This window comes from Streptococcus pluranimalium (assembly GCF_002953735.1).
In the GTDB taxonomy this organism is placed as follows: domain Bacteria; phylum Bacillota; class Bacilli; order Lactobacillales; family Streptococcaceae; genus Streptococcus; species Streptococcus pluranimalium.
In genome coordinates this window covers 1921801-1942668 of sequence record NZ_CP025536.1, presented here as the reverse complement: position 1 = coordinate 1942668, position 20868 = coordinate 1921801, and the positions used below count along the sequence as shown (strand labels likewise).

Genomic DNA, 20868 nt, shown 5'->3' with positions numbered 1-20868 from the left:
TTTCTCCATCTTTGGAATCTGAATAGTTAAGACAATTAGTCAATCATTTCACTCTTTAGGTAAGCGTCAACCAAGCGTTCAGTTGCCTCTACCGAATCAGTATGAGTGCGTTCATAAGAGTGGCTGGATTCGATACCGGCACCTAGAAGGGCGTGTTTGACTTCTGCTCCGGCACGGACAGCAGCTGAAGCATCACTACCGTAGTAAGGGTAAATATCTAGTTTGTAAGGGATATTTTGCGTCTCACAAAGAGCTACCATATGTTGTCGGAGTTCATAGTGGTAAGGACCTGAAGCGTCTTTGACACAGATAGACACCGTGTATTCGTCTGTTGCTTGATCATCTCCCATAGCTCCCATATCAACTGCTAGGTATTCCACCGTTTGGCTTGGGAGACTTGAGTTGGCACCGTGTCCGACTTCTTCGAATGCTGAGAAGTAGAAGTGGGTTGTATATGGGAGTTCGATTCCTTCATCCTTGTAGGTTTTTAAGAGCTCTAGGAGAATGGCTGCGCTGACCTTGTCATCTAAGTGACGAGATTTGATGAAACCGTTTGGTGTCACGACAACACGAGGATCAAAGGAAATGAAATCGCCAACTTCAATCCCTAAAGCACGTGTTTCCTCGGCAGTGGTTACTTTTTCATCCAAACGAACTTCCATATTAGCCTGGTTACGTTCAGCTGTACCAGCGTCTTTATAGACATGGATAGAAGTTTGGTGCATGAGGATAGTACCAGAGATTTCCTTACCATTTTTAGCAACATGAACCGTACAGTTTTCACCTTCGATGGCATTGTAAACAAAGCCGCCAACCAAGTCCATTTTGAGACGACCGTCTGGTTTAATAGCACGAACCATGGCACCGAGAGTGTCTAAATGGGCTGTTACAATACGGTGTTTATCGTCGTCTTTTCCGGTCACAGAAACCATAACACCGCCTTTATGTGTGCGAACAGGCTCATAACCAAAGCTTTGCAATTCTGACACGATATAATTCATAATCGTTTTGGTGAAACCAGTTGGTGATGGGATATTGGTTAGGGTAGTGATGTAATCAACAGTTGTTTTCATGTGAGTTCCTTTCTGAGAGTAGGGTTACTTATTGTCTTGTAAGTGCAAACTAATATCAAAGTCGTGTAACAGCTCTTCATTGATGTGACGAAGATCGTTATCAAGTTTTAAGTCAAATTCTTTCAAGGATTTTTTAGCTTTAAGGAGGCGGCTATCAACGTCATAAAAATCTTTGGGAGATTGCTTCATGGCAATATAGCCTTTAAGAATATCCTCAAACCTCTTCATTTCAGTATCATGAAGGGCTAGGAGTTCTGATTTATTAGGCAATTCAGAATCCGTTAACTTTGCGACATAATGCTGATGGTCACTGATGATTTGTCGATAAGTGTTAATAATTTCAGGGGCAAAGTTGATAATAGGTTCTTCTTCCTTTGTTAGGACTTTTTGGGGAGAGAAGCCTGTTAGCTGGAAGTATGATTTGATATCATTTTCCAACTCATTGGTAGATGTGACCACATGTTCATAGAAGTCATCTGAAAGGTTTGCTTGTTGCAGTTGTAAGGAATGGCGAATCAAGCTGATATTTTCCAATCCCTGCCGACCAGTAGCTGCCATCTGAACCAAACGCTGATTTTGGTAGTCATCTTCCATTTCAATAAGCTTTTGATAAGTTGCTGTTAGCTGCTCGTTAAAAGCTTGGATGATAGTTTGTTTAGCCTTTATTCTGGCTCTTTTGGGTGCAGTAGCCAGCAGATAAATGAGAAGTATCAATAGACTAATCATTAAAATTGGAACAAAATAAGCTGTCACAGTAGAAATTGAATTAATGAGAACAATGATACCGAAGGGTACATGTTGAGTTAGGATATTCCCATTTTCTTTTTTCTCTTTGAGATTATAGACTTGATAGGGCTTGTGGTTAGGATTCATCGGCGGCTCCAAAAGCTTCCCAAGCCTTGAGAACAATTGGCGCAATCCGCTCGATGTCAGCTGAGGTGCCTCTGAGTTCAAAGTCAGCTAGCATAGGAAAGCCAAACTGTTCAGCATACTGCTTAGCTGAGAGGCAATATTGATTATTGAAGTTACGATTGCCAGACCCAATGATGCCAAAACAGTTTTTGTAGTTGTCATGTGCTGCGATAAATTGACGCAAAGGCGTTGTCAAAATTTCGGTATCGCCGTTATCAAGTCCGTTACCACCTTCAAGATAGGTTGGTAAGAGCGCTAAAAAGTCTTCTTTGACTGGGAAAGTTTCATGCTTGAGGTCTTTGATGTTAATCAATCTAGAGTCAATGTTGTGCTTTTCTTTGAGAAAGCGAGCGAAGCGCGTGACAAAGCTATGCGTATTTCCACTGAGACTGACATAGACAAGGGTGAGTGATTTCATAAGACCTCCATAACAAAATGTAGTTTTCACAATGTTTATTATAGCATAGTCTTAGGGAGAACTAGAGTCAAATCTTATTTCATACGAAAAATCCACTTCATTGAGTGGATTTTCTAGTTAGCAACCTTAGCTTTCTTTACGATTTTTGATTTTGGCAACAAATCCAAGGCTGGCAAATCCTAGGATTGTCATCCATAAACCACTTGTTTCGCCAGTGTTTGGAAGGGTCTTTTTATGGTTTTGTTGAGAGAATCTTTTTTGCGTTACATTTGCTTGAGAACTCTGGTTAGTTTTAGCAGCTAATGTTTGGGCATAAGCATTTGCAGCTAAGCTGTGGATGGCTGCTTGTGTTCTCGGGTCGAGTTTTGTGCTTGATACTGTAGCTGCTGGATTACCATTTGTAGCAACTGTTGGAGTTGGTGTTGCCACGACTGGTTCTGTGTAGACAAAACGATAATCTCCAAAGCCTTCCATCTCAGCAGAAGGATTAAGGTAGACGAGTTCTTCACTGCCACCAACCAATACTTTAGCGCTATCAGCTGTTTGGAAGCGAACGTCAAGTCCTTTGATGGTATTAGCAAAACGCCAGTTGCCATCAGCAGATGGGTTGATCGTCTTTTCAGCTAAGATGTAGTTGATGATGGCTTGACGGTTTTCCAAGTTTAGCAAACGGTTAGTGGTGGCGTTTCGAACACCTGGGAAGTTTCCGCTAGCACGGTAGTTATTGGTGACAACGATAAATTCTTGATTAGGGTTAATTGCTTGGCCATTGTACATAAGGTTACGCACGCGACTGGCATCTGCGTTAACCAGATTACCATCTTTGTCATATTTGTTTGGTTGAGTGATGTCAAATTCGTAAGTGATACCGTCAATCACATCAAAGTTATAGGTACGGTAAGACGTATTGATTAAATTTTGGGGGTCTGTACTGTTTGGATCAATTTGATTGAACTGCCCGGCTGACATTTCCAACCATTCTTTAATATCTGCGCCGGTCACTTTCAAGATAGCTGTGACATTATCGTAGAGGTAAAGATCTGCGACATTTTTGATAGCGATTGGCCCCGCAGGGATATCAGTATAGGCAGTGGCATCACCACGAGTACCTGCTTTGAATGGTGCAGCAGCTGAAAGAATTGGCAGCTCTGCTTCAGGTGTCCCAGCTAGTTCTTGCTTAGCATACCAGATTTGCGCATTATTCACAATTTGGACAGAAGAATCATCCTTAACCAAGGCGAAGTAACTAGTGATTGGTGCAGTTGTTGTTCCAACTTGGTTACGGACATAAGCAATCGTTCCTTGGTGGGCTTCGTTAGCGATAGCTATAACGGTTGGATCAGCCACATCACTTTTTTTGTCAATTTCGCGGATTTCAGCGCGACTCTTAGTCACTTGCCATTTACCGTTGGTATAAGTCAAGCCAAGATCAATTACTCCAAGGTGGTCGCCATATTTACCAGCCATAGTAACAGGCGTTCCATGGATTGTGCCATTAACGCCGTCAACATTGGGATATTTTTCATAAAAACCAGTGTCATCTCCTGATGGGAATTCGGCGTGTGAGTGCCCTGTTACAACAGCATCAACCCCTTCGATACCAGCAATTTGGTAACCGACATTCTCTTCGCCTTCGTGGTATTCGTCATCACCGATACCAGAGTGAGATAGGACAAGGACGATGTCAGCTCCAGCTTGACGAATTTTAGGGACCAATTCTTCTAAAGCTTTAACGGAATCACGAACAGTCACTTTGCCTTCTAAGTTTGCCTTATCCCAGTTGAGGATTTGTGGGGGTACGATTCCTGTAATACCAATATTAAGGTTAACCTGTTTTCCTCCAGCATCTTTAAAGGTTTTAGTGATGATTTCGTATTGTTTAAAGAGCGGTTGATTGCTAGTAGCATCAATAACATTAGCATTGACCACAGGAAGACCAGCGGTTGAGATCACATTTTTAAGGTAATCAAGACCGTAGTTAAATTCATGATTACCAAGTGTTGAGGCATCGAAACCTAAGGCATCGAGAGCAGCGTACATAGGATGTTGCTCTCCTTTTTCGACACGATCAACCAAAGCCTTATAAGTTCCAAGGGGTGTTCCTTGGATAAGGTCACCATTGTCAACGAGGATGACATTACTATTTTCAGCCTTAGCATGGTCAATCAAAACGGCTGTTTTGGCCAAACCAATAGTTTGAGAAGCTTTATCTTGATAGTAGTCATAGTTGACAAGATTGGTATGTAAGTCAGTCGTTGACAATATACGAACATCCACCTCTTGTCCTTCTTGAGGAGCGACGGCATCAGCTGTGTTATCTACAAGAGGCTGAGCAGCTGTTGCATTAGCTAATCCTTCTGTTTCATCAAGTGGTTGAGTTTTTTCAACGGATGATTCTGGCACAAGGGGTTGGCTACTATCATTTCCAGCTACTGTTGTATCAGTAGTAGGAGCTGGCTGGTTAACGGCATTGGTATCAGCTGATGATGCTGGGCTATTTGTTTCTTCTGCTTGCACAAGGCTCGCACTTGCTGTGGCAGCTAGAAGAGATAATAATAGAGCGCTTTTTGACCAATAATGCTTTGACATAGGATCTCCTTTTTTCAAAAATAACTTGCATTAACATTATATAAAAAGCAACCCTTTTCATCAATAAGATTTTCAAATAAAACGAACGTTATTTCAAAAAGGATGAATTAATATTTGTTTTTAATCTAATATTCTGTCAAATCTTACAAAATGAGCGATTAGAGAGAGCTCTCGTTCCTTTTTCTAAAAAATCGTGTTAAAATAGTTACACGATAAGAGTCTAAGATTGGGTAGGTAGTTAGAATGGCAAAAACAGTTGATTTAACTGGTCAGGAAGTTGTTGCACTAGCAGCGCAATACATGATGGAAGAGGATCTCGCATTAGTGAAAAAGGGGCTGGAGTGTGCGGAAAAGGCGCATAAGGAACAGTACCGCAAGTCTGGTGAGCCTTACATTATTCATCCTATCCAAGTTGCTGGTATCTTAGCTGGCTTGCATTTGGATGCTGTGACTGTTGCCTGTGGCTTCCTTCATGATGTTGTTGAGGACACCAACTTTACCTTGGGTGATATTGAAGAGCTATTTGGCAAGGATGTTCGTAATATTGTCGATGGCGTGACTAAACTTGGTAAAGTAGAGTATAAATCACATGCTGAGCAGCTAGCGGAGAATCATCGTAAGATGTTGATGGCTATGTCCAAGGACATTCGTGTCATTTTGGTGAAACTGGCTGACCGTCTGCATAACATGCGCACCTTGAAACATTTACGTAAGGATAAGCAAGAGCGTATCTCTCGAGAGACTATGGAGATCTATGCCCCTCTAGCCCACCGTCTTGGTATTAGTCGTATCAAATGGGAACTAGAAGATCTGTCTTTTCGCTATCTTAATGAAGTTGAATTTTATAAAATTTCCCACATGATGAAGGAAAAACGTCGTGAACGTGAAGAACTTGTGGATGAAATTGTGAATAAAATCAAGTCAACAACAGAAGAAGAGGGGGTCTTTGGTGAGGTCTATGGACGTCCCAAACATATCTATTCCATCTATCGCAAAATGCGTGACAAGAAGAAACGCTTTGATCAGATTTATGATTTGATTGCCATTCGTTGCGTTATGGAAACTCAGAGCGATGTCTATGCTATGCTTGGTTATATTCATGAGCTCTGGCGCCCAATGCCTGGTCGTTTTAAAGATTACATTGCTAATCCTAAAGCTAATGGCTATCAGTCTATTCATACGACAGTTTATGGGCCTAAGGGACCAATTGAGATTCAAATTCGTACCAAGGATATGCACCAAGTGGCGGAGTTTGGGGTGGCGGCTCACTGGGCTTATAAAAAAGGCATTACAACTAAGGTTGATCAAAAAGAGTCTGCCTTAGGCATGAACTGGATTAAAGATCTTGTTGAATTGCAGGATGCTTCCAATGGTGATGCGGTTGACTTTGTTGATTCTGTTAAGGAAGATATCTTCTCAGAACGGATTTATGTCTTCACACCAACAGGTGCTGTGCAAGAATTGCCGAAAGATTCAGGACCGATTGACTTTGCCTATGCTATCCATACCCAAGTTGGTGAAAAAGCTACGGGTGCTAAGGTTAATGGTCGTATGGTTCCTCTGACTGCCAAATTAAAAACGGGCGATGTGGTTGAAATCGTGACGAATAGTAATTCTTTTGGTCCTAGTCGTGACTGGATTAAGATGGTCAAAACAACTAAGGCTCGCAATAAAATCCGTCAGTTTTTCAAGAACCAAGACAAGGAAATGTCTGTCAACAAGGGGCGTGAGCTCTTGGTGGACTATTTCCAAGAACAAGGATATGTTGCTAACAAGTATCTTGAGAAGAAACATATTGAGGAAATTCTTCCAAGACTTAGCGTAAAAAGTGAAGAAGCTCTTTATGCAGCTGTAGGCTTCGGGGATATCAGCCCTGTTAGTGTCTTTAATAAATTGACTGAAAAAGAGCGTCGTGAAGAAGAGCGTGCTCGAGTCAAGGCAGAAGCCGAAGAGCTTATGAAGGGTGGAGAGGTTAAGGCTGAGAAGAAGGATGTCTTGAAGGTTAAGAGTGATGAAAATGGTGTTATCATTCAAGGAGCCTCGGGACTTCTCATGCGTATCGCCAAATGTTGTAGCCCAGTTCCAGGTGATCCTATTGAAGGCTATATCACCAAAGGGCGTGGAGTTGCTATTCACCGTCAAGATTGTCATAATATCAAGAGTCAAGAGGGCTATGAACAACGTTTGATTGAGGTAGAGTGGGATGATGCTAATTCGCGGAAAGAGTATCAAGCTGAAATCGATATCTATGGCCTTAATCGCTCAGGGATTCTCAACGACGTTATTCAAATCGTGTCCAATGCTACCAAAAATATTTCTTCTTTCCATGCGCAACCAAGTAGAGATATGAAATTTGCCAATATTCACGTGACCTTTGGTATTCCAAATGTTTCAGAACTGACTTCGGTTGTTGATAAGATTAAGATTATTCCGGATGTGTATTCTGTTAAGCGTACCAATGGCTGAGACTTAAGGCTAAATCAATTGATACTTTGTTAGAGCTCCTTGCCTAACATCAGTTATGCCTTCGTCACCCTGTCTCGTCTCAATGTGATTTATCCTTAAGTCTCACTAGGTGCTGGGGATAGCACCTTTTAGGTTGCAGATAGGGAAAGCCTTAGCTTTCGACTTTGAATGGATAGAGTATTTGTCTCTATACTTTGTCAGCTTGACTCGATATCCTTTAGTATTATCGTCTTCATTTCCTTGCCTCAGTGTGATTTATCTTTGATAAGTAAGCAATGGCAGTGGAATAGGATTAGCGTGTTCTGATGTTTTTAGAAAGTAATTGAATTTATGAAAGTTGTCATTCAGAGGGTTTCAGAGGCATCTGTAACCATTGATGAGAAAATAGTCGGTCAGATTGGCAAAGGACTCATGCTCTTGGTTGGAGTAGGTCCGGAGGATACTCAAGAAGACTTGGATTATGCAGTGCGCAAGGTTGTCAATATGCGTATCTTTTCTGATGCCGATGATAAGATGAATTTGTCCGTTCAAGATATCAAGGGGAGCATCTTGTCGATTTCTCAATTTACCCTTTATGGGGACACTAAAAAGGGGAATCGTCCAGCCTTTACGGGTGCTGCAAAGCCAGATATGGCAAGTGATTTCTATGATCAATTTAACGCAGCTTTGGCTGAATACCTCCCTGTTGAAAAGGGGATTTTTGGAGCAGATATGAAGGTGTCTCTGGTCAATGATGGTCCTGTAACGATTATTTTAGATACAAAGAATAGGTAAGGCGTATGCAATTAGTGGTTTTGTTTGTTTTAAGTTTATATTTAGTCCTTGTGCTATTTTCTGCTGTCCTAGGATGTATAGGAGCAAGGATGATTACCAAAAGAAATATGCTACTAACGCTTTTCAGTACTCTGGTCATAGCGGCTTGTACTTATAGTTACTTATGGCAGCGTAATGATAGCGCTATTTATGGGGTTGCTGGTGGTCTATTTGCTCTTTCTGGGATAGCCTTAAGCAATGGTTTTCAGATGCACCAAAAACCACACATCAGCCATCATGTGATTAGAATGGCAATCAATGTGATTTTCTTACTTGCTTTATATTTGGTGAGGTGACAGTATGATTGGAATTATTGCAGGGACGCCCGTTGATACAGCTTTTGGGGTTGATCTGGTTAAGCGCGTGACCGACAACTATATCAGCGCAGCCATTTCTCAGAATCCAGAAGAACAGACAGTCTTTCAGGTTTTGCCAGAGGTAGATAAAAAAGCCCACCTGACGGCTGTTTTAAAGGATTTTCAGGCAAAAGGCGTGACGCAAGTCTTGGTTTATTGCAACTCTTTGAGCAGTTCCGTCGATTTTGATGAGCTTTCGGATGCTTTATCTTTGGAAATTCTGACACCCTTGCATTTCTACCGTGACCTCGCCATGTCCTATCAGACCATGGGGCTTCTCGCAGCCAATGCACAAGGCAGTGCAGGTATTGAACGTGTCATCGCTTGGAAGAATCCACGTAGTAGAGTACACGCGATGTCTAGCCTAGATTGGGTTGAAGCCATTGAAAACAAAGCCCCAGCTGAGCAAATTGTAGCAAGTATGGGTTTGAAAGATACTATTCAACTCTTTGAAGCTTTAGGTGTAGAAGCCGTTGTCTTTGGTTGCACACATTTTCCCTATTTTTTAGAAGCCTATCAAAAAGAGACAAGTTTGCCTTGTCTAAGTGCCGATGATTATTTTTTAGACTCATTAAAAACCAAAATTTGATCTTGTCAAGTTTACCTTCATAAACTTGAGTTCTATCTGTTGCTTTTTTCCTATTTTGATTTTCTTAGAGTATTAGAATCATTAACCGTTTAAAAACGAGAGATGCCGAGTCTCTCGTTTTTGCTTTTTAATCCAATTCTTTGAGTAAATCTTCTAAGTGTAAAAGAGCTTCTGCTGGAAGTGGATTGTCAAGATTGTCGTGGTTGAAATTGAGTAGGAAGTTGAGACGAGCCTGCATGCGGTCCTTGATTAACTGTTTATAATTGACATCAAAGTTCTTAACTGGGAAATCTGGGTAGTCCAAAAATTCAAGTTTTGAGGTTGGTCCAAATGGTCTAAAGAGTCCTTTCTTATCAACGATTTGTTCAATCATATCAAGCGTTGTTTCCTTAGGAATCTTATCCCCCATATAAGAACCAGTATTGATGATATAGCAATCAACACCTGACTCGAAAAGGCTTTGGAATTTTTGATAATCTTCAACCAAAGGATAAACACGGAAAGGATTGGCATAAGGTTCGATGATGAGGCTATTTAAACTATCCGAAGTATTTTCAGCGCTAGAACGCATGGTCATGAGAGTACAGCCCATGGTTGATGCCAGAATAGGGTCATTAACCTTAACAAGAGGAGGTAGTGAATCGTCCTTCATGATCCAGAAGATAGACTGGATACCATCTTCGATACGATCCACACGATTTGGTGTAGAATAGCGAGACTTGACCGTACGACCGTTACCGTTACGGACATCCTCAGTGACCAAGCGTTTGCGACCGTCCTTATCCAAAGTAACGCCACAGTTTTGGATAGTCACAAAGTAATCCTGCTCGCGGTGTCCTGTTGGGTAATCCTGTGTCTTATCAAAGTAAGCAGGCTCTAGAGCAATCGAAGAGCCGTCTTTTTCGGAGATGATAAAGGCATCATCATGAAGAACCTTGATATCGTATTTGTCATCATGCTTGGCATGGGTAAGGGTTGACTTTCCTGAACCAGAGAGGCCAAAGAATGAGGCAACGTGACTATCTTGTCCTTCTTTTTTGAAGATTTTCAATCCTCCATGACAGGAAACGTAGTGGTTACGAGCAGCAGTTCCCCAACCTAGTGTTAGGGTTGATTTTTTGAGTTCGCCAAAATAATGCATCCCAAGAATAACAGCACAGTTATGGTTGGTATCAAAATATGCTAAGCCATCAGGATAGTCAGGATGACTCCATTCAGGGTCAGAGAAAATGTAAATATCGTTGTCTTCATACAAGACAGAATTATCTAAGCGTTTTTGATAGTCATCGTTTAAGATTTGGAAATTAATCAACCAAGAGTAGAGGTTGTTGATGTCATCTTCAGGTACCATAAGATGAGCTCTAAGCATGAAAGCTTCGTCTAGCCCAACAACTACATCGGCACGGTAAAAAGTGCGATGACGAGCGTTAAAAATAGCATCGCGGACAATTGGAAGGAGTTTGTCATCTTCTTCAGGTTTTTGACCAAAAATACGTCTGGCTTTTGCGGTACGTCCGACAACTGCTCCGCCATTGGCTAAAAGCACCTTAGCATCTTTAGGCAATCCCAACTCACCAGCATGAGCGACCTCCATATCAAGGACGACGGTAGTTGGTGCTTGGCTGGCAAGTCTATATGCTTCCTCCAATGATGAGATAGTCTTGACATGATTTTCATAAAAAGCTGTTTCAATAGTCGTTTTGAGCGATGAAAAATAAGGAGCGCTTTTGCGCATGACGTCTTCAGAAAATTGTTGATAAGTTACCATAAACAAATCTCCTTTGTAACAGAATATACTTTAGGTTCATTATATCACAAACCTAGGTAAGCGCTATCATTTTTTATAGAAAAACATTCTAATCTATTAACTCAATGCTAGAGTTGAGGATTTGAAGACATTTTCATATAATGGCAGTACCTTAATAAGACTTAGAAGAGGAAACAGGTATGAGTAGAAACATTATTGTAGCAAGTGATTCGTTTAAAGGAAGTCTGAGTTCTTTAGAGGTTGGTCGCAGTGTTTGTGAGGGAATACATTCACTCTATCCAGAAGATAGGGTTCTTATTGTGCCAGTGGCTGATGGTGGTGAGGGGACTGTAGATGCCATTTTAACTAGTCGTGAAGGAAAGCGTATCTCTCGGGTAGTAAAAGGCCCTCTGGGTCAGGAAGTGGAAGCTTCTTACGGGCTCATTGATAATGGTAAAACGGCAGTTATTGAAATGGCAGAGGCTTCTGGTATTACTCTGATAGATAAGGAGGCGTTGGATGTCATGCAAGCTTCGACCTACGGAACAGGAGAGCTGATTAAAGATGCGATTGAAAAAGGAGTTAGCAAGCTTTATATCGGTCTTGGCGGCAGTGCTACAAATGATGGTGGCATAGGTCTGGCAGCTGCCTTAGGTATCCGTTTTTTAGATGAGACAGGTCGCTTTTTAGAACCAATTCCTGCTAATTTGTCTAAAATGTCATCAATAGATACGCGTCAAAAAATGAAGATTCCAGCCAACCTTGATATTATCTTGTTGGTAGATGTGGATAATCCTTTGTGTGGTGAACGAGGTGCTTCATTTGTCTATGGTCCTCAAAAAGGAGGAAAATCAGAAGAGTTGGTAGCCTTAGATCAGGCGCTGAATCGGTATGCAGACCTTGTGTCAGAACTAACAGGACGACATGAGAAGGAGACGCCAGGGGCAGGTGCAGCTGGTGGTTCGGGATTTGCTTTAATGACCTTTTTTAAGGCGAAGGCGCAGAGAGGTATTACAACTATTTTAGATTTAATAGGAATTGAAGAAAAAATAGCTGGTGCTGATTTGGTCATTACTGGAGAAGGACACATGGATAGTCAATCTGTAAATGGTAAGACACCCATTGGGGTTGCTCAGCTAGCTAAGAAGTATCAAGTTCCGACGGTAGCGATTGTGGGTGGTGCATCGACACACTTGGAAGTTCTATATGATGAAGGAATTTCAGGGGTTTTTGATATTATTAATCAGCCGATGAGTCTGGAAGAAGCTGTCACGGATGCACCAACTCTCATCACTAATACCAGTAAGAATATTATCAGTTTCTACCATAGTGTCATAGCATCAGAAAAGCTGAGATAGTTGTCTATCTCAGCCTTTTAATACTAACTCTGAATTAATTTGCAGGTCTTCTCTTAGCAAAATCTACAAATCTAAATTTATCCAATTTGTGCCGGCTTTCGGTGAATTGAAATTGTTGACCATTGGTGAGAAAGACTTTGGACTTAATGGACACAACATGATGCTCACCTGCTAAGTCCAGAAGAATACTGTCTTGCTGATTGGTCTGATCGATGGTGATTTCTTTTTCAGCTAGATCAATCATAAGGTGCAGGTGGTTTTCCAAATAATCATAAATGGATTTCTCCGCAATGGAACGATCGATTTCAGGAACAAAAGTCGTCAACAAGTAGTCAATATCAAGGACAGATGCCACCCCTTCCATCACGCGTTGGCGCGTGATACGCCAGACATGACTCTTTGGTGGGAAACCAGTTAGTTCTGACATCTTCCCATCAACAATGAGTTTGTCGATAGCGATGACATTAGTTGTCGTTGCCATCCCTTGCGCTTGGGCGATTTCCTGAAAGCTGGTAAGAGCTGAAACAGGAAAGTTAATGCGCTCATGCTTGATGATCTGTGAGCCACTACCTTGACGTTTTTGAATAAGTCCGTGTTCTGCCAGGAGCTTTAAGGCTTTTCGAATGGTATCTCGGCTGACAGCATACTCTTTAGCCAACTCTTCTTCGGTTGGTAAATAGTCGTTAACTTGGTAGATTCCTTGGTTAATAGCAGCCTCTAAATTTCGGAAAACTTTCTCATACTTTTTCATTTTTTCATGCATTTTCTAAGTTGTCTATTTTTTTGCAGACAAGATACCTTATTTTACCAAAAATTAGTAAAAATTTCGACAAACAACTTGCCTACAAATTTGCAATCGATTACACTTGTTCTGTAAATAAATTTATCTACGCTTTATTGCAACTAAATCGGGAGTAATCCTAGTAAATGATAAAAAGGAGTTTGACTCAAATGGGAAAATTTGAATCTCAAGCTAAAGACCTCTTAACTGCTATTGGTGGTAAAGAAAACGTTAAAGCTGTCACACACTGTGCGACACGCATGCGCTTTGTTTTGAACGACGACAGCAAGGCTAATGTCCAGGAAATCGAAAAGATTTCAGCCGTCAAAGGGACGTTCACCAATGCTGGACAATTCCAGGTTATCATTGGTAATGATGTGCCTATTTTCTACAATGACTTTACAGCTGTTTCTGGCATTGAAGGTGTTTCTAAAGAAGTTGCTAAATCAGCAGCCAAAAGTAATCAGAACCCACTTCAACGTGTTATGACTATGTTGGCTGAGATTTTCACGCCAATTATTCCAGCGATTATCGTTGGTGGTTTGATTCTCGGTTTCCGTAATATTCTTGAGGGTGTTCAGTGGTCATCGCTGGATGGTAAAACAATTGTTGAGGTATCTCAATTTTGGAATGGTGTTAACCATTTCTTGTGGTTACCAGGTGAAGCCATTTTCCACTTCTTACCAGTAGGGATTACTTGGTCTGTTGCTCGTAAAATGGGAACAACCCAAATTCTTGGTATCGTTCTTGGTATCTGTTTGGTGTCACCACAGTTGCTCAATGCTTACGCTGTAGGAAGCACACCAGTAGCTGACATTGCCAAAGACTGGGTTTGGGACTTCGGCTTCTTCGCTGTTAACCGTATCGGTTATCAAGCACAGGTTATCCCGGCCCTTCTTGCGGGACTTAGCTTGTCTTACCTTGAAATCTTCTGGCGTAAACGTATCCCAGAAATGGTCTCAATGATCTTTGTACCATTCCTATCATTATTGCCAGCCCTTATCTTGGCTCACACTGTCTTGGGACCACTTGGTTGGACAATCGGTAAAGGGATTTCATTCGTTGTATTGGCTGGTTTGACTGGTCCTGTTAAATGGCTCTTTGGTGCTATCTTTGGTGCCCTTTATGCACCGCTTGTTATCACTGGTCTTCACCACATGACAAACGCTATCGATACGCAATTGATTGCGGACACAGCTTCTAAAACAACTGGTCTCTGGCCAATGATCGCTCTCTCAAACATGGCACAAGGTTCAGCTGTATTTGCTTACTTCTTCATGAACCGTAAGAATGAACGCGAAGCTGAAATCTCACTTCCAGCTGCTATCTCAGCCTACCTTGGTGTTACTGAGCCAGCCCTCTTTGGTGTTAACGTTAAATATGTTTACCCATTCGTCGCAGGAATGATTGGTTCAGGACTTGCAGGTCTCTTGTCAACGACGATGAACGTTCAAGCCAACGCTATCGGTGTCGGTGGTATCCCTGGTTTCCTTGCTATTAATGTGAAATACATGGTGCCATTCTTTATCTGTATGGCGGTTGCCCTTGTTGTTCCTTTTGTCTTGACTGTTGCCTTCCGTAAAGCTAACTTCCTTACAAAAGCTGAAGATGAGAAATTAGCCTCACAAGCAGCCCTTGCTCAGGCAGAAGTTTCACAAGCAGCTCCAGTAGCTTCAACAACTGCATCAGCAGGAACAGTATCATCAATTGTTAGCCCACTTACTGGCGAAGTTAAATTACTTTCAGAAGCAGTAGACCCAGTCTTTGCTCAAGGTGTTATGGGACAAGGTGTCCTTATAGAACCATCTGAGGGTGAGTTGGTAGCACCTGTTTCAGGAACTATTTCAGTACTCTTTCCATCAAAACACGCGGTTGGTCTTGTGACTGACGAAGGTGTGGAAATGCTCATGCATATCGGTATGGACACAGTCAATCTTGACGGTAAAGGCTTTACAGCCCATGTTTCTCAAGGTGACAAGGTTGTAGCAGGGGCTTCCTTGATTTCATTTGACATCGCAGCCATTAAAGCAGCAGGTTATCCAGTTGAGACACCTGTTATCGTGACAAATCACAACGACTACCAAGTCAATCCTATAGATGTTCTTCCACGCCAGATTTCACGCGGTGAAGATGTTCTAAAGGTAACTAAATTATAATGACAAAAGAATAAGTGCTGAGACTATTTTCAGCACTTTATCTATGTTATACTCTTTAAAAATCAAACGCATTATTTCAATCTTGAGATGAAAAATTCATTCGCGTTTGATTGGCATTGAGTAGCAGTAGCTAGAAAGGACTTATCATGGCAATCGACAAACGTAAGGTTGTTTACCAAATTTATCCAAAATCATTTAAAGACACGACAGGTAGTGGTACTGGTGACCTCAATGGGGTTACTGAGAATTTGCCATACCTTAAAGAGCTAGGAATTGATATGATCTGGCTTAATCCTTTTTATCCAAGTCCCCAACGTGATAATGGTTATGATGTCGCTGATTATACAGCGGTCAATCCAGATTTTGGGACTATGGCGGATTTTGAAGCGATGATTGCACGTGGAAAAGAGTTGGGTATCGATTTTATGCTGGATATGGTGCTTAACCACTGTTCGACAGAGCATGAATGGTTCCAAAAAGCCTTGGCAGGTGACCAATACTATCAAGATTTCTTTATCTTGCGTGACGAGCCGACGGACTGGGTGTCTAAGTTTGGTGGCAATGCTTGGGCGCCATTTGGGGATACTGGTAAGTACTATCTTCATCTCTTTGATGTCACTCAAGCGGATCTGAACTGGCGTAATCCAAACGTCCGTGAAGAACTCTTTAAAGTTGTAAAATTCTGGCAAGACAAGGGTGTTAAAGGTTTTCGTTTTGATGTGATTAACTTGATTGGTAAGGATGAAGTCCTCGAAGATTGCCCAATCAATGATGGTAAACCAGCTTACACTGACCGTCCAATTACTCATGATTATCTGCATGAACTCAACCAAGCTAGCTTTGGTCAGGATGACTCCTTCATGACAGTTGGGGAAATGTCAGCAACGACAGTAGAAAACTGTATCATGTACACGGCGCCAGATCGTGAAGAATTATCCATGGCCTTTAATTTCCACCATTTGAAAGTGGATTACCAAGATGGGCAAAAATGGACCATTATGGATTTTGATTTCAAGGCTCTGCGTGACCTTTTCCATACATGGGGTGAAGGTATGAGTGAGGGTAATGGCTGGAACGCTCTTTTCTACAACAACCATGACCAACCGCGTGCCCTTAATCGTTTTGTGGATATTAAGCACTTCCGCAACGAAGGAGCAACTATGCTCGGTGCTTCCATCCATCTATCACGCGGGACACCTTACATCTACATGGGTGAAGAAATTGGGATGATTGATCCTGACTTTGACTCAATGGCGGACTATGTGGATGTTGAGAGCCTCAATGCTTATCAAATTATGTTGGATGAGGGGAAAACACCGGAAGAAGCCTTCAAGATTATCCAGACTAAATCACGTGATAATTCACGGACACCAATGCAGTGGGACGCTAGTGACAATGCAGGGTTTACGACAGGTACACCATGGTTGAAAGCAGGAAAATCTTACAAAGAGATTAATGTCGCAAATGAAAAAGACGGTGTTATCTTTAGCTTCTACCAAAAACTCATTAAACTTCGTAAAGAAATGCCCCTTATCGCAGAAGGTGATTACAAGGCAGCATATACTGATAGTGAGTCAGTTTACGCTTTTGAGCGTGAACTAGACGGACAAAAACTGCTTGTTCTTAACAACTTCTATGCCGAAGAAGTGACCCTTGACCTAGCAGAAGCTTATCAAAATGGTCAAGTCCTCATCAGCAACTATGCTACTGAAGCCATCGGTGAAAACGTCATTCTAAAACCATACCAAACACTAGCTATTTTGGCAGGATGACTTAGATAGAAAATGAATTAAAAAAGGAGCAGACTTTAGTGGTCTAGCTCCTTTTTTGATGTGCTTAATGCTGGCTCACATTGAAAAACTGCTAATAGTTTCATTTTTGTAAAAGACTCTTATCTAAGATAAAAATGAAGAGTTGGTATTTTGCATAGGGATATCAATCTGGATTGACCTACTGCGTCGTCAGGAAAAGCTCAAAATGTTCGATAGGGAGATAATGCTTGTTACAAACGAGTAGTCGATCTTGTTTGTAGATGTTCTCCTGAATCAGCATAAATTGTTCATTTTCAGATAGGATGTACTTAGTGGCAGAAAAGTTACCTGAGATGGTATAACCAAAATGACTTTGTGTATGGCTAGAGATCGTTTCCTGATAAACGCGACTTTCCAAAAACTGTAAGAGTGGCGAGTTTTCTTGGAGTGAGATACCATACTCAGAAATGACTTCAATAGGGATGAATGACAAAGAATAAGCCAAGGGTCCATCCTCAGTGTGATACCAACGGTCGGCAATAACCACGACGGGAGTCTCTTGTTTAAGGGATGTTAGAATGGCTTCTGAAGGAACTTCTAAGCGACATTCCAATTCAACCTCATGGATCTCGCTTGTCAGACAGGTTTTGACAGGGTGTTTTCTAATATCATATTGATGAGGAGTATTGCTATCCTCAGGTTGACTGATAAAATTCCCTTTCCCACGTATATTTTTGACTAGATGATCTTCTTGTAAAAGTGCTAGCGATTTTCGCAAGGTGGAACGGCTAACATTTAATTGTTCTGCAAGCTCTGGCTCAGTAGGCAGTTGCATACCGGGGGTATAAATCCCTTCTTGTATCATACTGAAAATTTTATTGTAGACTTGTACATGCTTGAGTTTGTTTAGCTTTTTATTAAGGTCATTTTTAATCATGGCTGTCTCCTCTATACAAGCTAGTTTAAATGAAATTATTAGAAAAATCAAGAAAAAGAAAGCGATTACTTTTTTGAATAAAAACGTTTACAAAACAAGTTATGTATGATAATATACAAGTGTTTTTAAAATTACACAAGACAAAAGGAGGTCTTTTTATGCAAAACTATTCAGGTGAAGTTGGACTTCAGTACCATTTACAAATCCGTCCAGGTGACGTGGGTCGTTATGTGATTATGCCGGGTGATCCAAAACGTTGCGAAAAAATCGCGAAGCATTTTGATAATCCTGTACTTGTGGCAGATAGCCGTGAATACGTGACCTATACTGGAACTTTGAACGGTGAAAAAGTTAGTGTTACCTCAACGGGTATCGGTGGGCCGTCAGCTTCTATTGCTATGGAAGAATTAAAATTGTGTGGTGCTGATACCTTTATTCGTGTAGGAACTTGTGGCGGTATTGATCTTGATGTGAAAGGTGGCGATATTGTCATTGCGACTGGTGCTATCCGTATGGAAGGAACAAGTAAAGAATACGCTCCTATTGAGTTTCCGGCAGTAGCAGACTTAGAGGTAACCAATGCTCTCGTCAAAGCTGCAAAAAAATTGGGTTATACTAATCACGCAGGTGTGGTACAATGTAAAGATGCTTTCTATGGTCAGCATGAACCAGAACGTATGCCAGTGAGCTATGAGTTACTAAACAAGTGGGAAGCTTGGAAACGTCTTGGTACAAAAGCATCAGAAATGGAATCAGCAGCACTCTTTGTGGCGGCTAGTCACCTTGGTGTTCGTTGCGGTTCTGACTTTCTTGTTGTTGGCAACCAAGAACGTAATGCTTTGGGAATGGATAATCCGATGGCTCACGACACGGAGGCAGCTATTGAAGTAGCAGTTGAAGCTTTACGTACTCTGATTGAAGACGACAAAGTATCATAATTTTTTATAGAGGTCATCATGCAGTTTATTTATAGTATTCTTGGAATCCTACTCATATTGGGCATTATTTATGCCATTTCCTTTAATCGTAAAGGCATTTCTTTTCCATTGATAGGAAAGGCACTTATCGTGCAGTTTATCATCGCCTTGATTCTTGTACGTGTCCCATTAGGGCAACGTATCGTTAGCGTCGTTTCAGATGGTGTGACAAAGGTTATCAACTGTGGTCAAGCTGGACTGAATTTTGTGTTTGGCTCTTTGGCTGATGGTGGTGCAAAGACTGGTTTTATCTTTGCCATCCAAACGCTTGGAAATATTGTCTTCTTATCTGCTTTAGTTAGCCTACTTTACTATATGGGAATTCTAGGATTTATTGTAAAATGGATTGGTAAGGGTGTTGGTAAAATCATGAAATCCTCAGAAGTTGAGAGTTTTGTGGCCGTTGCCAATATGTTTCTCGGGCAAACCGACAGTCCAATTCTAGTTAGCAAATACCTTGGTCGTATGACAGATAGTGAGATTATGGTTGTCTTAGTATCTGGAATGGGAAGTATGTCTGTTTCCATCCTAGGTGGTTATATTGCTTTGGGGATTCCAATGGAGTATCTCTTGATAGCCTCAACCATGGTGCCTATCGGTAGTATCTTGATTGCTAAAATGTTGCTTCCTCAAACCGAACCTGTCCAAAGAATCGATGATATTAAAATGGATAGCAAAGGAAATAATGCCAATGTGATTGATGCTATAGCTGAAGGCGCTAGTACAGGTGCTCAAATGGCCTTTTCAATCGGTGCCAGCCTGATTGCTTTTGTTGGATTGGTATCACTAATCAATCTGCTGCTAAGTGGTTTAGGTATCCGTTTGGAACAGATTTTCTCTTATGTTTTTGCCCCATTTGGTTTTCTGATGGGATTTGATGGTAAAGATATTCTCATGGAAGGTAGCCTTTTGGGAAATAAGTTGATTTTAAATGAATTTGTGTCTTTCCAACAGTTGGGGAGTGTTATCAAATCTCTCGATTATCGAACAGCTTTGGTAGCTACGATTTCGTTATGCGGCTTTGCTAATTTATCTAGCTTAGGTATCTGTGTTTCGGGGATTGCTGTTTTATGTCCAGGAAAAAGAAGTACTTTGGCACGCTTAGTTTTTCGTTCAATGATTGGTGGTATTGCTGTAAGTATGCTCAGTGCCTTTATTGTTGGGATTGTGACGCTTTTCTAAACTAGAACAAAAAGAAAGAAGGATATAAACATGAATGTTAAAGATATATTAAAAACGGTTGATCATACCTTGTTATCAACAACGGCTACTTGGTCAGAGATTCAAACTATTTTAGATGATGCGATGACCTATGAGACAGCATCTGCTTGTATTCCTGCGTCTTATGTTAAACAGGCGGCAGATTATGTTTCAGGGAAACTAGCTATTTGTACTGTTATTGGCTTTCCGAATGGCTATAGCACAACTGCTGCTAAAGTTTTTGAATGCCAGGATGCTATCGAAAATGGTGCCGACGAAATTGATATGGTCATCAACTTGACAGATGTTAAAAATGGCAATTTTGATGCTATCGAGGCAGAAATTCGTCAAATCAAAGAGGCTTGTCAAGACCATATTTTGAAAGTTATTGTTGAGACCTGTCAGTTAAGTAAAGAAGAGTTGATTGAGTTATGTGGTGTTGTCACACGCTCTGGTGCAGATTTTATCAAGACATCAACAGGTTTTTCAACAGCTGGTGCAACATTTGAAGATGTTGCTTTAATGGCTGAACACGTCGGTTCACATGTTAAGATTAAGGCTGCTGGTGGAATTAGCTCTTTAGAGGATGCTGAAAAATTTATCCAATTAGGGGCATCACGTTTAGGAACGAGTCGGATTATCAAACTGGTAAAAAATCAAGCAGTTGAGGATGGTTCCTATTAATTTGCAAGCCTGATTTAATGACGTAGTAGGCTTATGCCTACTATTTTCAATAAACAAAGGA

At 41.2% G+C, this 20868-nt stretch carries 17 protein-coding genes; 10 read left to right on the top strand and 7 right to left on the bottom strand.

Features of this window, described 5'->3' with window-relative positions; all coding sequences use genetic code 11:
* Positions 1 to 35: 35 nt before the first annotated feature.
* The 4 genes from C0J00_RS09785 to C0J00_RS09770 all read right to left on the bottom strand — a co-directional run bounded on the left by C0J00_RS09785 (position 36) and on the right by C0J00_RS09770 (position 4992).
* Positions 36 to 1073 carry a M42 family metallopeptidase gene (locus tag C0J00_RS09785; RefSeq protein WP_104968676.1) on the bottom strand — a complete coding sequence of 346 codons (1038 nt, stop codon included), beginning with the start codon at positions 1071 to 1073 and terminating at the stop codon, positions 36 to 38.
* 24 nt (positions 1074 to 1097) lie between these two features.
* Entirely contained in the window at positions 1098 to 1946 is an 849-nt protein-coding gene (locus C0J00_RS09780; protein WP_104968675.1) for a hypothetical protein, read from the bottom strand.
* The gene (gene nrdI, locus C0J00_RS09775; protein ID WP_104968674.1) at positions 1936 to 2403 is read right to left on the bottom strand and encodes a class Ib ribonucleoside-diphosphate reductase assembly flavoprotein NrdI; all 468 of its coding nucleotides are present in this window, start codon (positions 2401 to 2403) and stop codon (positions 1936 to 1938) included. Before nrdI ends, C0J00_RS09780 begins: the two co-directional genes overlap by 11 nt.
* Positions 2404 to 2529: 126 nt before the next feature.
* Complete coding sequence (locus tag C0J00_RS09770; protein WP_104968673.1) at positions 2530 to 4992, bottom strand: bifunctional 2',3'-cyclic-nucleotide 2'-phosphodiesterase/3'-nucleotidase; 2463 nt, start codon at positions 4990 to 4992, stop codon at positions 2530 to 2532.
* Between the two features lie 243 nt (positions 4993 to 5235).
* Between C0J00_RS09770 and C0J00_RS09765 the strand changes: the two genes are divergently transcribed.
* The 4 genes from C0J00_RS09765 (at position 5236) to C0J00_RS09750 (ending at position 9216) form a co-directional block, all read left to right on the top strand.
* On the top strand, positions 5236 to 7458 hold the full coding sequence (locus C0J00_RS09765) for a RelA/SpoT family protein (protein WP_104968672.1): 2223 nt from the start codon (positions 5236 to 5238) through the stop codon (positions 7456 to 7458).
* 330 nt (positions 7459 to 7788) lie between these two features.
* Positions 7789 to 8232, top strand: a complete 444-nt coding sequence (gene dtd, locus C0J00_RS09760) for a D-aminoacyl-tRNA deacylase (protein ID WP_104968671.1) — start codon at positions 7789 to 7791, stop codon at positions 8230 to 8232.
* 89 nt (positions 8233 to 8321) lie between these two features.
* Positions 8322 to 8567 (top strand): hypothetical protein, encoded by a 246-nt coding sequence (locus C0J00_RS09755; RefSeq protein WP_233995843.1) that lies wholly within the window; start codon positions 8322 to 8324, stop codon positions 8565 to 8567.
* A 4-nt stretch (positions 8568 to 8571) separates the two neighbouring features.
* Positions 8572 to 9216 carry an aspartate/glutamate racemase family protein gene (locus tag C0J00_RS09750; RefSeq protein ID WP_104968669.1) on the top strand — a complete coding sequence of 215 codons (645 nt, stop codon included), beginning with the start codon at positions 8572 to 8574 and terminating at the stop codon, positions 9214 to 9216.
* 127 nt (positions 9217 to 9343) lie between these two features.
* On the opposite strand, the gene C0J00_RS09745 is transcribed toward C0J00_RS09750, so the two are convergent.
* Positions 9344 to 10984, bottom strand: a complete 1641-nt coding sequence (locus tag C0J00_RS09745) for a phosphoenolpyruvate carboxykinase (ATP) (RefSeq protein WP_104968668.1) — start codon at positions 10982 to 10984, stop codon at positions 9344 to 9346.
* A 179-nt stretch (positions 10985 to 11163) separates the two neighbouring features.
* Here C0J00_RS09745 and C0J00_RS09740 point away from each other — a divergent pair, with 179 nt between their 5' ends.
* Complete coding sequence (locus tag C0J00_RS09740; protein ID WP_104968667.1) at positions 11164 to 12321, top strand: glycerate kinase; 1158 nt, start codon at positions 11164 to 11166, stop codon at positions 12319 to 12321.
* Positions 12322 to 12355: 34 nt separating this feature from the next.
* On the opposite strand, the gene treR is transcribed toward C0J00_RS09740, so the two are convergent.
* On the bottom strand, positions 12356 to 13072 hold the full coding sequence (gene treR / locus C0J00_RS09735) for a trehalose operon repressor (protein WP_104968880.1): 717 nt from the start codon (positions 13070 to 13072) through the stop codon (positions 12356 to 12358).
* Positions 13073 to 13272: 200 nt separating this feature from the next.
* Between treR and treP the strand changes: the two genes are divergently transcribed.
* On the top strand, positions 13273 to 15258 hold the full coding sequence (gene treP / locus C0J00_RS09730; RefSeq protein WP_104968666.1) for a PTS system trehalose-specific EIIBC component: 1986 nt from the start codon (positions 13273 to 13275) through the stop codon (positions 15256 to 15258).
* Between the two features lie 146 nt (positions 15259 to 15404).
* Positions 15405 to 17030: an alpha,alpha-phosphotrehalase gene (gene treC, locus C0J00_RS09725; RefSeq protein ID WP_104968665.1), complete on the top strand. Its 1626-nt coding sequence runs from the start codon at positions 15405 to 15407 to the stop codon at positions 17028 to 17030.
* 178 nt (positions 17031 to 17208) lie between these two features.
* Here the strand turns inward: treC and C0J00_RS09720 are convergent, their stop codons facing one another.
* Positions 17209 to 17946 (bottom strand): GntR family transcriptional regulator, encoded by a 738-nt coding sequence (locus C0J00_RS09720; protein WP_104968664.1) that lies wholly within the window; start codon positions 17944 to 17946, stop codon positions 17209 to 17211.
* A gap of 158 nt (positions 17947 to 18104) precedes the next feature.
* Between C0J00_RS09720 and udp the strand changes: the two genes are divergently transcribed.
* The 3 genes from udp to deoC are packed head-to-tail and all read left to right on the top strand — an operon-like array spanning position 18105 to position 20807.
* The gene (gene udp / locus C0J00_RS09715) at positions 18105 to 18884 is read left to right on the top strand and encodes a uridine phosphorylase (RefSeq protein ID WP_104968663.1); all 780 of its coding nucleotides are present in this window, start codon (positions 18105 to 18107) and stop codon (positions 18882 to 18884) included.
* Between the two features lie 18 nt (positions 18885 to 18902).
* Positions 18903 to 20105, top strand: coding sequence for a NupC/NupG family nucleoside CNT transporter (locus tag C0J00_RS09710; protein WP_104968662.1), 1203 nt, complete (start codon positions 18903 to 18905; stop codon positions 20103 to 20105).
* 30 nt (positions 20106 to 20135) lie between these two features.
* The gene (gene deoC, locus C0J00_RS09705) at positions 20136 to 20807 is read left to right on the top strand and encodes a deoxyribose-phosphate aldolase (protein ID WP_104968661.1); all 672 of its coding nucleotides are present in this window, start codon (positions 20136 to 20138) and stop codon (positions 20805 to 20807) included.
* Positions 20808 to 20868 lie beyond the last annotated feature (61 nt).